This window comes from Blastopirellula marina DSM 3645 (genome assembly GCF_000153105.1).
GTDB classification, from domain to species: domain Bacteria; phylum Planctomycetota; class Planctomycetia; order Pirellulales; family Pirellulaceae; genus Blastopirellula; species Blastopirellula marina.
Genome location: NZ_CH672377.1, coordinates 1,858,539 through 1,874,709, shown reverse-complemented (window position 1 = coordinate 1,874,709; position 16,171 = coordinate 1,858,539). Strand labels below are relative to the sequence as shown.

Annotated in this window: 12 protein-coding genes; 3 read left to right on the top strand and 9 right to left on the bottom strand. The window is 55.9% G+C overall.

Annotated elements, in window-relative coordinates:
- Positions 1-15: 15 nt before the first annotated feature.
- The 5 genes from DSM3645_RS26835 to DSM3645_RS26815 form a co-directional block, all read right to left on the bottom strand.
- A complete protein-coding gene (locus DSM3645_RS26835) occupies positions 16-663 on the bottom strand; it encodes an adenylate kinase family protein (protein WP_002655816.1) in 648 nt (215 codons plus the stop codon).
- Positions 664-1,048: 385 nt separating this feature from the next.
- Complete coding sequence (locus tag DSM3645_RS26830) at positions 1,049-2,125, bottom strand: class I SAM-dependent methyltransferase (protein ID WP_002655815.1); 1,077 nt, start codon at positions 2,123-2,125, stop codon at positions 1,049-1,051.
- Between the two features lie 131 nt (positions 2,126-2,256).
- Entirely contained in the window at positions 2,257-2,679 is a 423-nt protein-coding gene (locus tag DSM3645_RS26825) for a GNAT family N-acetyltransferase (protein ID WP_002655814.1), read from the bottom strand.
- 84 nt (positions 2,680-2,763) lie between these two features.
- On the bottom strand, positions 2,764-4,146 hold the full coding sequence (locus tag DSM3645_RS26820; protein ID WP_002655813.1) for a DUF5690 family protein: 1,383 nt from the start codon (positions 4,144-4,146) through the stop codon (positions 2,764-2,766).
- The gene (locus DSM3645_RS26815; protein ID WP_002655812.1) at positions 4,143-5,285 is read right to left on the bottom strand and encodes an AraC family transcriptional regulator; all 1,143 of its coding nucleotides are present in this window, start codon (positions 5,283-5,285) and stop codon (positions 4,143-4,145) included. The genes DSM3645_RS26820 and DSM3645_RS26815 overlap by 4 nt, the downstream gene beginning before the upstream one ends.
- Before the next feature lie 363 nt (positions 5,286-5,648).
- On the opposite strand from DSM3645_RS26815, the gene DSM3645_RS26810 reads away from it, so the two are divergent.
- Positions 5,649-6,755: a DUF1559 domain-containing protein gene (locus DSM3645_RS26810; RefSeq protein ID WP_040353043.1), complete on the top strand. Its 1,107-nt coding sequence runs from the start codon at positions 5,649-5,651 to the stop codon at positions 6,753-6,755.
- 87 nt (positions 6,756-6,842) lie between these two features.
- Positions 6,843-7,295, top strand: a complete 453-nt coding sequence (locus tag DSM3645_RS26805) for a hypothetical protein (RefSeq protein WP_002655810.1) — start codon at positions 6,843-6,845, stop codon at positions 7,293-7,295.
- Positions 7,296-7,352: 57 nt separating this feature from the next.
- On the opposite strand, the gene DSM3645_RS29095 is transcribed toward DSM3645_RS26805, so the two are convergent.
- Together DSM3645_RS29095 and DSM3645_RS26795 are read right to left on the bottom strand one after the other, a co-directional pair.
- A complete protein-coding gene (locus DSM3645_RS29095; protein WP_002655809.1) occupies positions 7,353-9,164 on the bottom strand; it encodes an AAA family ATPase in 1,812 nt (603 codons plus the stop codon).
- A 114-nt stretch (positions 9,165-9,278) separates the two neighbouring features.
- On the bottom strand, positions 9,279-9,950 hold the full coding sequence (locus DSM3645_RS26795; RefSeq protein WP_002655807.1) for a class I SAM-dependent methyltransferase: 672 nt from the start codon (positions 9,948-9,950) through the stop codon (positions 9,279-9,281).
- A gap of 250 nt (positions 9,951-10,200) precedes the next feature.
- Here DSM3645_RS26795 and DSM3645_RS26790 point away from each other — a divergent pair, with 250 nt between their 5' ends.
- Positions 10,201-11,310 carry a type I restriction endonuclease gene (locus DSM3645_RS26790; protein ID WP_002655806.1) on the top strand — a complete coding sequence of 370 codons (1,110 nt, stop codon included), beginning with the start codon at positions 10,201-10,203 and terminating at the stop codon, positions 11,308-11,310.
- 136 nt (positions 11,311-11,446) lie between these two features.
- Here DSM3645_RS26790 and DSM3645_RS26785 read toward each other — a convergent pair whose 3' ends face one another.
- Both DSM3645_RS26785 and DSM3645_RS26780 read right to left on the bottom strand, forming a co-directional pair.
- A complete protein-coding gene (locus tag DSM3645_RS26785; RefSeq protein WP_040353427.1) occupies positions 11,447-12,895 on the bottom strand; it encodes a hypothetical protein in 1,449 nt (482 codons plus the stop codon).
- A gap of 547 nt (positions 12,896-13,442) precedes the next feature.
- Positions 13,443-16,130, bottom strand: a complete 2,688-nt coding sequence (locus tag DSM3645_RS26780) for a bifunctional acetate--CoA ligase family protein/GNAT family N-acetyltransferase (RefSeq protein WP_002655804.1) — start codon at positions 16,128-16,130, stop codon at positions 13,443-13,445.
- Positions 16,131-16,171 lie beyond the last annotated feature (41 nt).

Below are 16,171 nucleotides of genomic sequence, written 5' to 3'. Positions count from 1 at the left end.
CGCCGCGAAGAGCGACTAGCGCCAGGAGGATTTCAAGCCTAACTGCGTTTGGATTTCTTTTTGCACCGCTTCGGCTGGTTGCATTCCTTCAACTTCCAGGACGAGTTCTTTGCGGCGAAATAGTTCTAAGATCGGCGCCGTTTTTTCATGATACGTCTTCAAGCGATCTGCGACAGCGCCCGGCGTATCGTCGGCTCGCTGCGTGAGCGGCGCGCCGCAAACGTCGCACTGATCAATCACCTGCGGGCGATGATGGATCAAGTTGTAGTCGAGTCCGCAGCCGCTGCAGAGACGGCGCGAGAGGACGCGCTCGCGGACCACTTCGTCCGGCACCACAAGATGAATGACCGCATCAATATCGTACGACTCGAGAAAAAACTCGGCCTGGACGACGCTGCGCGGAAAGCCGTCCAAAATGAAACCGAAGTTCCAGTCATGTTCGGCCAGCCGGCGCTGCACGATCTCGGCGACAATTTCGTCACTGACCAAATCGCCGCGACTGATGATTCTCTGGATGCGAGCCGCTAACTTGGTGTGGTGCGCGATGTTCCAACGAAAGATATCCCCGACGCTGATATGCGTCAGATCGTACGCTTGGCAGAGCAGCTTGGCCTGCGTTCCTTTGCCGCAACCCTGAACGCCCATAATGACAAATTTTTGCATCGTTCGACTCTCGGAATTTACCTAAGCTCAACTTTGGAAGTCGCACGAGGGGAAAGTCTGACCGGCGATTCTCTTCGTAGTCCGAAGCGTAAGTGTCGAAGCTGCGATTTTTCGAATCGATGGAACACTAGCCCGCCAGCGCAAGCGAGGGGATGCGGCTCGCCACTTCCTTCCGTGTTTGGATCACCAACCCTATTCCCTCGCCTGCACTGGCGGGCTACGAAGAGAGATTGGAGCTTAGAAAACTGGTGAGGGGGCTCTAGCGGCATTCGACCAGACGAGACGATCGTCGAAAAGAGTTTTCACCGTTTTTTGACGAAAAAACGGAGGGGAACTCGGCGTCGCCCCTCCGTCTCAATCGACCTTTCCGCGCCGTGCCCAAAGTTTATCCTAAGCGCGCGAGATAGTAGTTGTTGAGGATGTCGTGATTCAAGCGGTGAATGTCGACCTGTGAGAAGCCCGCGGCGATCAGCATCTCTTGGGCCATCTCTTCGCCCCACGCGGCGCCGAGTCCCAGTCCCCCTTGGGCCAGCGAGACGCTCATGCAGTGCATGCACGAGATGGTGTAAATAAACGCACCGAGCGGCTGATCGATATTTTTCTCGACGTAGCTGGACGCGCGAATGTCTTGCATCAAAAAGATGCCGTCGCGGCGCAGCGCCCGCGAGATATTGCTGAGCACCTGATCGGGATAGGCCTGATCGTGGATCGCGTCAAATGCGGTGATCAGATCAAACCGATCGCAGTCGATCAGTTCCGCGACGTCACGCACTTTCAACGTCAGGTTCGGCAGGTCTTTTTCTTCCGCAAGTCGTTGACCCGCGACAATCGCGTCCGCACAGAGGTCGTAGCCGCAGAACCGACTCTGGGGGAACCGCTCGGCCAGCAAGATCAGCGCCTTGGCCGATCCGCAACCGATATCTAGCACGTCGATCCCGCGCTCCAGCTTTTCCAGCAAGCCGTCGACCAACGGTAGAATATGCTCGATCATCGCTGACACCGTCGTTTGCGAGCTCTCGTCCGCCATTACGTCATGAAAGCGATGGAACTCGTGGTAACAGACGCCGCCGCCGTGGGAGAACTTATCGACGATTTGCGTTTCGACATATCCCAGCACCGCGATCCACTGGGCGACCGACGCCAGATTGGACGGCGTCGCCGCGCGGGTTAGCAGCGCCGCATGTTCGGCCGGCAAGCGGTACGATTGTTCGGTCGGATCGAAATCAACCACTTGGGCCGATACCAGCGCGTTCAGCCACTCGCGGACGTAACGCTCGTTCAGTCCAGACGCCGCGGCGACTTCGGCGCTGGTCGCCGCCGGCAAGTCGGCCATTGTGTCAAATAGTCCGGTCCGATGCCCGATCGAAGACATTAGCATCATCGCCGCTCCGTTCATCGCTTCCAAGAATCGTGCGCCGAATGCCTCCATCTTGGCCGGATCTAGTTCCATCGCAGTCGACATATCTCTCTCCAATTCTCTGCTTAAATAGCGAAAACTGGCCGCGGCGACGCTGGCCCAATCGTCGCGACCGAAATCAAATTTCCCCGCAGAAACGGGGAGATATTTCGCAAAGCGGAAAGGAGCCGAGAATGTTACGCAATTTTTTTGCGTCGCAGCGTAAAGATCTCCGACTCTTGCTGGTCGAAGTCAAATTGCCGGTAGAACGGGATCATGTCCGCGGAGCAGGCCAGAGTGATCGTGTCGACGTTTTGCAGTCGCGGATGTTCGATCACAGCATCCATCAACCGCCGCCCCAACTGTTGCCCGCGATAAGCGGGATCAACGACCACATCGTGCAGCATCGCTCGATAGACGTAGTCGGTCAGGACGCGGCAAAAGCCGATAAGCCGGTCGCCAGCCGCATCGTCGACCAGGCCGATCACGAGCGACGAGTTTTCGACGGCGATCCGTACGCCGTCGAGCTGGCGTCCCGGCGTCCACCACAAATCTTGAAAGAGCGTTGTTAGTTCAACGAGCTGAGCCTCGCTCAGCGCAGCGACCTGACGTATCGACATTGATTTTTCCTAACGAGAGACGGGTAGAATCGGCCATGTCGACCAGAGGCGAAAAGAGTCACGGAGGTTCGCGGCTGGCGCCTTTTAGGCGATTTCCTCGTCCCCCACAGGCATCGCGTCTGGAGCCGCACAAGGAAGGGAATGAGTGCTGGCGACATCCGCGAGAATCCCAGCTTCGCGAGTTCGCTGTTCTTCGCAAATGAAATACCATCCGCTGAACAGCAGCATCGCAAATCCAATGATGGACAGCGCGAGTGAAAAGTTGACAAAGAAGTGGAGCCTCGAAGTCTCAGCGTGCCAGAGGTCTTTGTACAACTGCATCGCGGCCGAGCCGGTGTAGCCGCCCGAGTCGATCAGGTAAATCGCAAATACGGATGAACCCGATGCGCGGGTGACGGCGAAGATGCGTTCAAACAGAACGGTATAAGGAACGTACGCGAGATAGGCGCCGAGACCGACCAAGATCATCCAAGCAAGTCCGCTGAGCCAACCGGCTTGCCACAAGAGCGTCGCTGCGCCCAACATCAGCGTCCCCAGCGTCATGATCGAGAAGGTCGCCAGCAGCGCATTTCGATTACGGCGGAAGAAGCTGAGGCCGGCCAATGTCAAAGTGACGACCACGGCGATCACGAGCTCGATCTTCGTAAAAATGCCGGGCACTTTCGCCAGTTTGATTTCGTTCAAAATCTCGACCGCGTAGTTATCACGAAAATCGCGAAATGCCGTCAACAAGATGTAGGCCAACGTCAGCACGATCAAGCCAAACGAGAAGTGCGCCAAGAACGCCCACTGATCGCTGCCGGTCATCGCGGTTCGCTTGGACCGCTCCGCTTCGTCTTGCAAGTCGGGGGCAGGAACGGCGTCGAGAAGCCAAATCGAAAGTAGGACCGGAGGCAGAAACAGTGCGCCGACGCAAAATGGCATCCAGAATGGATCGACCCCCCAACCGTCGAGCAGGCACCTGCCGACATCTTTGACAAAGCCCGTCGAAGCGATGTAGGAAAAGCTGAGCGTCGCAACCAGGAACTCGGTCGTTCGACGTCCTTCGAGGTAGCGCATCGCCAATCCCCAGATCATCCCCAACGGCAGTCCATTGCAGAAGAGGGCGACCACTTTCCAGTTGCTGGGGGCAATCGCAAAACCAAGCAGGGCGCACTCTGCAAAGAGGATTAGCAAGATCATCGCCGCCATCAGCCGCTCGCGTGGCAGTTGCGAGCAAAATTTGACGCCGATATATTTCGACGCGACGTAGCCGAACAATTGGCTTAATACGAGCGCCGTTTTTAGTTCGATACCGGTATTGGCGAATTCGTAGCCCGCATAAGTCGCAACGGCGAACGGTTTGCGGAACGCGTACATGCAAAAGTAGACGGCGAACGAAGTCGCGGATGCGAACAGCGCAATCGAGGTCGGCCCCCACCTTTCCAGGCGAGATCTTAAGGATTGGTTGCCGCGCAATGCGATCATCCGCCGCGCCTGGTTTGACGATACTTGGTCGGAGACAACTGCAGTTCGCGTTGAAAAGCGCGGCACATGACTTCGGGCGAATCGAAACCACAGCGCGACGCGATCTCGGACATCGCTAATACCGACCGATCCAGCAGATGCTTCGCTTCGTCCAAACGAACCAGCAAGATTTGCTTGCTCGGCGTGATTTCGAGATGGCGATCGAAAAGTTGCTCTAGTAGGCGGCGCGATATCCCCGCTTGTTCGGCCAAATCGGCGACTTGAATCGGGTGATGGAAATTGTCGCGTACGAATCGGAGCGCCCGCATGAGCCGTTCGTCCGACAGAACTGTCCAGTCGGTCGATTTTTTTGAAATCACGTTGGTCGGTTTGATGGTGACAAGTTCGCCGCGGTTGGCTTCGCCGCGCATGATGCGATCGAGTAACTGGGCGGCGTTGTAGCCGACGCTATGCGCCGCATTGTCGAGCATCGACAGCTTGGGCCGCGTAATGCCGCTCGCCAACTCGTCATGCTCGCCGGCCAGCACGGCGATTGTTTCCGGTACGCCGAGCTCCGCGAACTTCGCGGCGTCAATCAGTTGCCGCGACGTCTGCGTATCAATCGCCAGCACGCCGCACGGCTTGGGAAGTTTTGTCAACCATGTTCCTAGCTGACGTAGCTGATCGATCCAGGGTTGCTGACGATCTATACCGGGGGCGGGATAAGTATGGCAAGTATAGCCAGCGGTCTGCAGATATTGCGAATAAGCGCGGCCAAACAGGTCTTCGTAGTCTGGTCGCCAGGGAGAGCCGCAATAGGCGAAATAGGAGTACTTTTTGTTGAGATAGTACTTCGCAGCCAAACGACCGCTCTCTTCTTCATCGAGCGTACACCGAGCGATGGTTCCTTCTCCGTAGTCGTACCACGAGACGTTGACGCAGGGGATGCCTGCTTTCAGGATTTCTTCGGCAAGCTCGGCGTTGTTAACTCGGGCAATAATGCCGTCGCCATTCCAACCCTTGGGGATGTGTAGCGGCTCGAATTTCCCGCGTGGTTCTAGAAAGACGTTCCAGCTTTCGCCGCAGTCATCCAAGTAACTCGCGATTCCGCTGACCATGCCGTTGCCCCAGCCGGTGGACGTTTCGATGAGTACGCCCACATTCTTCGTCGTGCGATCAGTCGAAGAAGAGGGGAGACAGGAGAGTGTTGGAGGATTGCGCAATTCGTCATTTCGTGGGGGCTTCACGATTGCAAGGCGAGGTCTTTATTCTAATGCGGCACATGATAAATGCATTGCATTTAACGCAATATTAACATTTTTGCTCCCTTTTTAGCGCGATCGAGGCCGGATGCGTAAATCGTCAAATGTGTTGCGCAAATCTCGGTGGCGAGAGTTCGCTGCACCTTACAAAATGCGATCTCTCCTGCTCCCGCCGTCAACGCCGTAACGATACGCCAACGACGCAATCCAGGAGTATTCAATCATCCAATAGGTCCAATTTCCCTTTCGGAGCGAATTCCCATGCACTGCAAACGGATACGAACCGCATTCACTCTGGTGGAGTTGCTGGTCGTGATCGCAATTATCGGCGTCTTAATTGCTTTGCTCCTGCCCGCAGTGCAGCAAGCGCGCGAAGCGGCGCGTCGGATGCAATGCTCGAACAACCTGAAGCAGCTCACGCTGGCGTTTCACTCTTACCATGACATCTGGCAAGCGACCCCGTTGCATATGCATCGCGCGGGGCACGATTACGGCGGAAACGGAAATGCCGGTAATCTCTCGTGGTACTATGGCATCCTGCCGAACGTCGAGGAGACCGCCGCCTATGACTATCTGCCGGCGCAATCGACAGGCGCAGGAAGCTCTTGGACCGGAATCGTCAACGGCGACACCGCGCTCGGCGAAATCGCTCGCGTCAAAATGGAAACTTTTCTCTGTCCCAGCGAGAGCGAAACCAACGTTCGCGTTCCTGGGGTGGCGAATTTCAACTATGTGGCCAACGCTGGTCCTTCGCGATTATTGACTATCCCCGGCCAAGGAACGACGTCTCGATCGCGAGGAATTATTTCGCACTCACGCATGTCGGATACGGGCCCTAGCATCGGAAATTGCAGCGGAGAATGGTTGGCCGGTTCTAACCATACCGTCGGCTTCCGTGACATTACGGATGGGCTGTCAAACACGGCCGCGATCAGCGAGAGTTTAGTGAACGACGGCCTCGGCATTCATGCCGATATCCGACGAAACCTCTGCTATACCGGATCGAAGATGATTCAGACGCCGGGCGCTTCGATTCGAGATGTCGTGACCGATGGGCTAAGTAATCCGATCAGTTACTCCAGTTGGAGTTGGAACAAAGGATCCTCGTGGATCTATACGAGTTCGTTTGAAAAACATCTTTTTCATCCTGTCATGCCGCCGAACACGATTTCCATTCCCGGCTACAACACCGATTGGTTTCGCTGCAGCGAAGCGGATGGTGCAGTGACAGCGTCAAGCGAACATCCAGGCGGAGTGCAGATGTCAATGATTGACGGATCAGCTCGATTTGTCTCCGATACGATTGACATCGAGATTTGGTGGGCCTTGGGAACCGCGTCGGGCGGGGATCTGGTCGGAAAATTCTAGAATTCGCGTCTGGTTGGAGCCGATTCAGTCATTTCTTCGGCTCCCGCGTTTCCTCAATTGCTCCCAAAAATGTAAGACTGAAGTGCAATGGATAAATTGAATTTGCAAAGACTGATCTTGGCGGCTTGCTGCGGTTGTCTGGCTGGCGTCTTGGGCTGCGAGAGTCCAAAGACCGCGATTGAAGCTCGATCGCTTGAGTTTCAGTACTCCGGCGAATCGCTCGCCGAGGAAACAATTGATCGGTTGAAACGGGTCCGTCCGATCTCCGCGAGGGTTGCGGCGTCCAATGCCGCTCGACTCAAAAAAAGCCGTTCGCTGGACCCTGGTAGTGATGAAGAAGATGACCGCATTGATCCAGACAGCATGGAAGGGATTGTCGCCGACTGTGCGGTGAAAATTCGTCATATCGAGTCACTGGGGAGCGACGCCGACATCCAAGCGAAGGTGCTGGCGCAAGTTGCAGCGACAACCGCGATTCCCACGAACGTGCGGGAAGAATTCTTGGACATGTTGAAGCAAGAACTTACGCAAAACCGATGATGTTTCGGCGGAGGTTGGACCGGTTCGCCCTCCGCGATCACATGCGTCCGATTCGCTTTAGAGGCGCTCTTCGCTGGAACTTGGCTGCCAACCGCCGGGCACGCCGGGGATCGTATCGGCGACCAAGTTCCACCAGGGAAAGATGAATGCGTTCTGGCACTTGCGGCAGGTGACGCGTTGGCCCAGGTACTCCAGCCGACAACTGCTGGAGGTTTGGCACTGATCACACTCGCCGCGCCAACGAGCGGCCGCAAGATCGAATTGCGTGCGGTCGAACGCGCGTTGCGTATCAAACGCGATGTCGTCGCCGTCGAGCCGCATCAAAACTTCGCGGGTGATCTGCTCGGGCGGCAGTTGATGAACTCGTTCTGAATGCAGGCCAATCGCTTGCTCAAACACGTTGCGAATAAAGCGAGCGTTGCCGAACCGCTCATCGCGCTGGTCGTAGGCGAGCGTAAATAAGATGCTGGCCAGCGCGCGGGACTCGGGCGATAAAACATACTCGCCGTCGGTGCAAAACTTCTCGAAGATGCGGCACAAATCGGCCACGCCAAAATCGGCAAAATCTAGGTAGCGCGTAAAGCGGCTCTGTAGGCCGGGGTTGGTTTCGATAAACTCCTGCATCAGCTGGGGATAGCCGGCGACGATCACCACCAAACGCTCGCGATGATCTTCCATCATCTTCAGCAGCGTGTTGATCGCCTCTGAGCCAAACGTATCGCCGCGCTCGTGGCGGGCGCCGCTCGACAAGGTGTACGCCTCGTCGATAAACAGCACGCCGTCCAGGGCGGACTCAATTTTCTTCTGCGTCTTCATCGCCGTTTGGCCGACGTAGCCGCCCACCAGGTCGGCGCGACTGCATTCGACCACGTTAGTCGACTTCAGCAGTTCAAAGCCGTACAAGATCTTGCCGACGATGCGGGCCACCGTCGTTTTGCCGGTACCGGGGTTGCCTGTGAAGACAAAGTGCAGCGTCTGCGTCGAGGTCCGCAGCCCATACTTGCGGCGTTGTTGTTGAATTTTCAGAAACGCCGTCAACCGTTTCACTTCGGCTTTGACGCCGGGCAATCCGACTAGTGCGTCCAGCTCGCTCATCGCCGCTTGCAGCGACGCTTCCGGCGTCAGCGAATTTTCGGTCGTCGGCGCTCCCGACTTTTCAGGGATCAGTTTGGCGAAGCCCTCATCGACGCTCGACTTGCCGCTGGTGACCCAAGATGTAGTTGTGGTCGTGGAGTTCGCGCCTGACTTGGTCGTGATTTTCACCCCTTGCAGCGCGGCGAATATCTTTTCGATCTTGGCGATAAATTCAACTTCGGCCGGGCAACGGGGAATCCCGCCAAAGACCAGGCTCAAAATCGTTTGGATAATTCGCTCAAACGTCTGCATGTGCGAGCGATCGCCGGTAGCGCTGGCGACGGCCAGCGTCAGCTTGGCGCTCAGCAGAAACGTCGGCCCATCGCCGCGGCCGCCAAATGGCAGACGGTCTTGCTGGAACGTTTCCATGAACGGGCGAACGTCGTCGTAGGTCAGGTTAGCGTAGGACCGATAACGCTCAAGCGCCGAGAGATACAGGACCAGGTACCGCGACAAATCGAACGCGGTCTGCATTTCGTCGTCGTCAATCTGTCCGTCCGAGACGACGGCCGACGACATGATGGTCAAGATGTCGCTGGCCAGTCCTACCCGCACGACGTTTTGTGGAAAGGTCGGCAAGCCGCGAAACGACTGCGTGAGCTCGGTCCATTGGGTCCCTTGCGCTTCCATCGCCAGGCCGACGATTTTCTCGACCTGCGGATCGCTCAGTGCGGCCGTTAATGAGCGGATGAGACGATTGAAGTCGTCGTCAATTTGTTTCCAGGAATCGAGCATGCAGTTGTTGGTAGTCGCGACGAAGGGGATGGAGATATCGCCATTGTAGTTGTTTGGCGCGCGACTGCGAAGCGATCCAGAGCAGAGCGATTTGAAATTCGTTCCCCTCTTGCATCAACCCTTCCGCGTCAGCTCCAGCACATTCTGCGTGCAAGAAAACCGATAGCTCGTCGGCGACACCGCAAAATACTGTTCGACATAATTTTCGAGATCGACCCGCAGGGGCGGTGAGATCAGCGGCAGCATGTTAAGCATGAACTCGGCGACAGCGTAGGCGTCTTTGAGATTTTTCGTAGTGATAAAGCTGTCGATCGAATGCATCGTCGCGGTGAACTCGTTCCCCTGTTGGGCGACAAATGATTCGCACAGCGGATGGAGCGAAAAGGTCTGCTCCTGGAAGAAACGCCGCATCTGCATGCAATCGGTATCAGGGCATTGCAGAATGATCCACGCACGTCCGCCGGGGCGAATCCAAGAGGCGATTTTCGCCAGATTGTCGAGCCAGCTTGCCGGCGGAATGTAATAGAAGACATGCGAGCAAACGACCAGGCTCGCCGATTGCGCCGCAACGTCCGCATCTAAGATGCCGCCTGCGATCGTCTGCGCGGCGGGACAATCGACTTTCAAGTCTTCGAGCAAATAAGGATTCGGATCAATCGCGATCACCGACTCGAAGCGATCGTCGAGATACTTGGTTAGCTCCCCGTTGCCGGCCCCGGCGTCGACCAGCAATTGCGTATCGGCCAGCTGCCGGATCTGCGCGTCGATCCAGGCCCGCGCTTTCACCTTCTGGTCGGTGTTGGCCAGGTTTCGAAAGCGATACGGTAGTCATCGGTATCAGAGAGAAAGGCGCGAACTTTATCAGTCATGGGGGTCTCGCAGACAATTTGGTATTTCAGTCAGTGAGAATACTCACCGCGAACTTGTGCACTTGTAGGCGTTTGCAATCGAAGTTTTTAGGTAAGTAATTGAATCGTGTAAAAACTTTGGTAGATTCAACGGCGCATCACATCAACATCTGATCAGGGGCGATACCATGGATCTAGTCGATAAAGTTCGAGAATTGGCTGCACGGGCAGAAAAGATGACCGGGCAGTTGACGACTGAAGAAGCGACAAAAAATGCGTTGGTAATGCCGCTGATTCACGCTCTTGGATATGACGTTTTCAATCCTCTCGAAGTAGTGCCGGAATTTACGGCAGATGTCGGAACCAAAAAAGGAGAAAAGGTCGATTATGCGATTATGAGCGACAGCAAGCCGATCATGTTGTTCGAGTGCAAAATGATCGGAACGAACTTGGAAAAAATTACGCCGTCGCAACTATATCGCTACTTTTCCGTTACTGACGCTCGGTTCGGCGTACTCACGGATGGCATTCACTATCAAATTTACTCTGACTTGGATGCCCCCAACAAAATGGATGCACGTCCATTTCTAGAGTTTCGCATAACCGATATTAGTGAAAAGACGGTTCGTGAACTCAAGAAGTTCACGAAAGAGAGTTTTGACATCGAAGATATTCTCTCAACTGCAAGCGATCTCAAATACACAAAGGGAATCAAACGAATTCTCATTGAGGAGTGGACAAATCCTTCCGAAGACTTCGTCAAACTTTTCGCTTCGCGAGTCTATGACGGTCGGCTTACGCAATCAACGCGAGAACAGTTTGCGATCATTACCAAGCAGGCTTTTCAAGAATTTGTGAGCGAGATGATTAACAAACGGCTCAAGACGGCGCTCGCAAATGAGACAGGAACTTCATACTCCAACGAATTAGACGAGGGCGATCACGAGGCAGCTAAAGCGACTGGTGACAAGGAAATCGAGACGACCGAAGATGAACTCGAAGGTTACCATGTCGTGAAGTCAATTCTGCGCGAGATCGTTAAGCCATCACGAATCTTTATTCGCGATACGCAAAGTTATTGCGGAGTTCTTCTGGATGACAACAATCGTAAGCCAATCTGCCGCTTGTTGTTCAACGGCGGCACAAAGTATTTGGGCATCTTCGATGGCAGCAAGAATATGACTCGGCATGCGATTCAAAGCGTCAACGATATCTATTCGTTTGCAGATCAGTTGAAGGCGACGATTTCATTTTACGATAAGGTTCCCGTCGAATTGCCTTCGGTCGCATCCGAATAGAATTGTCTGGGGGGACCAATCCGCCGCGCATGGAACTTACTTAGCGAATCCGCGTACCCATAAAAAAAGCGTTCCTGGTCTTGGGAGACGAGGAACGCTGAATCGACGCGGCCGCAGGGATCTTTCGCTGCAGTCGTTATTTATTTGTGGGAATCGCGCAGTTCTCGTCTTCGGGGCAGTGATAGTCGAAGAACTTGCGGTCTTTGATCACGCGAGCGACCGACGGCGGGACCATTCTTTCCCAGCTGAGATCGCACTCGCCGATCTTGCGTAAGACATCGCGAGAGAAGATCCCCAAGCACTCTTTGTCGTAGTTGTCGAGGTTATTGATCCCTCCGCGTCCTAGCAGGTAACCGTACAGCGGCTGCAGTTCTGGTTTGATTTCCAGGTTTTCGCAGGTGGTCAGTTCGCCTGTTTTGTTGTCGAGCAACGGATAACAGAAGATCTTCAGATCATTTTTGAACAAGCGTCCGAACGATTCGAGAATGCCGCCGGCTAGTTCGGTGTAATACTTTTCGTCGAAGAGTTCACGGAGGCTGCCGGCGCCCATCGTGATCGCGATTTTTTCTTTGGTGCACTGCGAAAGGTAAGCGGCCAAGCGATAGTATTCAAAATAGTCCGAGATCAGAACATTCATTCCGCAAGAGGCCATGATGTCGACGCGGGCCAGAAAGTCGCGGCGATCGATTTCGCCTTGGGCTTTGAGGTTCCGCATGGTGATCTCCATGATCTGCGCCACTTCTTTCCCTTTGACGGCGGGAAGTTCCGAGAATTTTTCATGGGCGCACTGCAGCATGTCAAGGTTGACATTGCAGACCGGGCGGAAGCTGCCGCGTTCGACTAGGATCGGCTTGCGGTAGAGGAACTCAGAAGGTTGCAGCACTTCGCCGTTGGCGGCGAACATCGCTGCGCCGCTGAGACCCAACTCGACCAGCTTCAAACTCATCAAGCGATTGTCGACGCGGCGAAACGCAATCCCTGAGAACTCGATCATGTCGATCTCAATACGCGAGGTCGTCAAACCGTCGAGCAGCGAATCGACCAACAATTCTGGTTCGTGATTGAAGGCGAACGCACCGTAAACGAGATTTACCCCGACGATGCCGAGCGCTTCTTGTTGCAGCGCGGTCTCGTTATCGAGCATCCGCACATGGATGATCACCTGGCTATCTTCGTCACGCGGGTGGGCCTGAAATTTGATTCCCATCCAGCCGTGACACTCGCTTCCCCCTTTATAGCCGCGGGCGGCGACCGTATCAGCGAATGCGAAGAAGGTGCTGGTTTCGCCGCGAATCTCGGTCAGTCGGTCCAGATTGAGCTGATGCTCTTGATCCAGCATGGCCTGCAAACGCTCGCGACAGACATAGCGGCCGGCGCGTCCGTAGATCGCGTCGCTAACTTGCATATCGTAGGCGGACATGCTTTTGGCAATCGTGCCGGAAGCGGCCCCGGCTCGGAAGAACCAACGAACCACTTCCTGCCCTGCGCCGATTTCGGCGAAGGTGCCGTAGCGTCGCGCATCGAGGTTGACGCTAAGCGCCTTCTGGCGAGTTTCAACAGACTTGATAGCTGACGATTCGATCATGCGATTTTGCAAGTTGAGCACTGTGTTTCGTGATGAAGGACGGAGAGGAAATCGAGCAGGGCGCTGGGCCAATTTGCCATCTTCAGTGTAGCGAATAGGCCGCAAACCATGTCAAGAGATCCTATCGTTAAGTTCCTGACAGGATCTGCATTGCCGCACGCGTTTGCTACCAACGGGCCGAGTCGAATTCTTCGCGGGACGAAGGACGCAAACGATATGCCAAGTTATCAGGAAGGCCGCTTGCTCTGCACTGCAACCATTTTCGGGCGTGACTCGCTGCGCAACTGCTTGAATTCAGGCAAAAACCTGCCCATAGGAATTGCAATCAGCTAGCCGCGGTGCGGATATCGGATCTTCCCGTAAAGCGATACTCGACAAGCTGCGCCCCCAAGAATGAGACGAATCTGCGGATTGCGGGTTACGCGAATGACGAGGCAAAATTGGGGGGAGGTTTAAATGGCATTGTCCGAATAAAGCGGCGCTTTTAGCGCCATGCTCTTCCCGCGTCTTCGCGAAAAGAGCATGGCGCCGCGCGCAGGATGTCGGACTAAGTAATCAACTTTCGCGCCAACACCGCATCATCCGCGGTCTTAAAGTCCAGTTCAAACTTCCACTTCCGGAAGATCTCGATCATGCGGTTATTGTCGGGGGTCGTTTCGGCGACCATTTCTTTCATCCCCCAGTCTTTGCAGATCTTGATCGAGTAGTTGGTCAGGATCGAGCCGAGTCCGCGCCCTTGGTAGGCGTCGCTGACGAGGACGCCGTAGTCCGCTTCGCGGCGATCAGGATCGGCGACCAGGCGCGACGTGCCGATCAGTTTGCGCTCGCCGTTGTCAAGGATCTCGGCGACCAGCGCCATTTCGCGGTCGTAGTCGATATAGCAAAACCGCGACGCCATCTCGTGCGTCGTTTCTTTGAAGAGATAGCGGAAGCGGAACCAAATGGTTTGTTCCGAGCAGTTATTGTGCAGGTCGATCCAGAGCGGCTCATCCTCCGGCTTGACCGCGCGCAGCAAGATCTCGGTTCCGTCGCTTAAGTAAGCGGTGCGAGTCAGTTCTTCCGGATAAGGACGAATCGCCAAATGCGAGTAAGGGCGCGGCGGATTGAGGAATGCATCGCGATCGAGAATGATCCGCGCGTCAAGCGCCACCACGTCATCTTCGGTCGCCAGCAACGGATTGATGTCGAGCTCTTTGATCTCGGGATAGTCGGCGACCAGATAAGAGATCCGCATCAGCGTTTCGATCAGCCGATCGACGTTCACTCCCTTGCGGCCGCGATAACCTTCGAGCAGCGGCCAACTGCGGAGCGATTCGAGCATCCGCCGCGCCAAGCGTTCGTTGACCGGCGGAAGTTCGAGCGCACGGTCACGGAAGATCTCGGCCGCGATGCCGCCGGCGCCGACCATCAATACCGTGCCAAAAACGTCGTCTCGTTTGGCGCCGACGATCAGTTCGTGCGCGTTGGGGACCGAGATCATCTTTTGGATCGTGACCCCTTCGATCATCGCATCAGGGCGTTTCTGTTTGGCCGAAGCGATCATCGCATCGAACGCGGCTTCGACGCGTCCGGCGTTGGAGAGGTTTAGCTTGACGCCGTCGACATCGGTCTTGTGCGTGATTTGCGGCGAGAAGATCTTCATCACGACGGGGTACCCCAGCCGTTCGGCCAGGATCACCGCGTCATTTTTGGACCAGGCGACATGCGGCTTGGTGACTGGAATCTCGTACGCTTCCAGCAGCGCCTTGGAGGTGCTTTCCGAAAGCACTTCGCGACCTTCGCTGAGGATCGTGTTGAAGACAGCTCGCAGCTTGACGCGATCCAGCGGAAACTTGACCGGCATGTCGCGCGGCGTTTCGTACAAGATCTCTCGATTACGCGCATACGAGACAAGATGCATGAAAGAGCGAACGGCCAGTTCGGGCGAAGTGAACGTCGGCACTCCGCGCTCATCGAGATGGTTGACTGCGGCGCGAATCATTTCGCCCCCCATCCAGACGCACAGGACCGGCTTGGGACTTTTCTGCACGATCTGAGCGACTTCTCGCGCGGTTCCGATCGGATCAGTCATTGCCTGAGGAGTCAGAATCACCAGTGCGGCGTCAACTTCTTTATCGGCCAAGGTGACCTTCAGCGCTTCAGCATAGCGCGCCGGGTCGGCGTCGCCCAAGACGTCGACCGGGTTGTTGTGCGACCAGGCGGCGGGAAGAAACGCCGTGAGCTTTGCCGTCGTCTCCGGCGCGAGCTTCGCCAGGCGACCGTTTTTCTCGAGCAGCATGTCAGTCGCCATCACGCCGGGACCGCCGGCGTTGGTGACAATCGCCAAGCGGTCGCCGGTCGGCAGCTTTTTGCTGGCGAGCAGCTCGGCGCAGATGAACATATTGTCGCTGTCAAAGACGCGCACGATGCCGGCTCGCTTGAACGCCGCTTCGTATACGGCGTCGACGCCGGCGAGCGCACCGGTATGGGACGCGGCGGCTTGGGCCGACTCGGCGAAACGTCCCGCTTTGTAGGCGATGATCGGCTTTTGCCGCGCGAACGCTCGGGCGGCCGACATGAACTCGCGCGATTCGCTAATCGACTCGACATACAAGATGATCGAATCGGTATGGGGATCGTTCGCCATGTAGTCGATCAAGTCGCCGATCTGCACGTCGAGCATATTGCCGACCGAGATGAAGTGCGAAAAGCCGATGTTCTTCTGCAGCGACCAATCGAGCACCGACGTGCAGAGCGCGCCCGACTGCGAGATAAATCCAACACGCCCCGGCAGCGGACTGCTGGCGGCGAAACTAGCGTTCAGGTGAACCGACGTCGACATCACGCCCAGGCAGTTGGGGCCGATGATTCGCAGACCATCAAACTTGGCGGCGGCGGCCAGGATCTGATCTTCCAGCTCACTGCCGGCTGCGCCCGTTTCGCGAAACCCGGCCGAAATGATGACGACGCCGCGGGTTCCCTTGGCGCCGATCTCTTCGATCAATCCAGGAACTCCAGCGGCCGGAATGCAGATCACCGCTAGATCTGGGGTCTCGGGCAGATCGGCGACCTTGCCGAACGCCGGCAAGTCTTCGATCGTGTCGTACTTGGGATTGATGGGATAGATGGTCCCTTGAAATCCGCCGCTGAGCAGATTTTTGATGACGGTATTGCCGACGCTCCCCAGGGTACGGCTAGCTCCGATCACCGCGACCGATTGCGGGTGAAAGATCTTGGAGAGATTACGAATCGCCATGCCGCCTGGACCTCGTTTTGCAAAGAGGCTTGTCTGAGAAT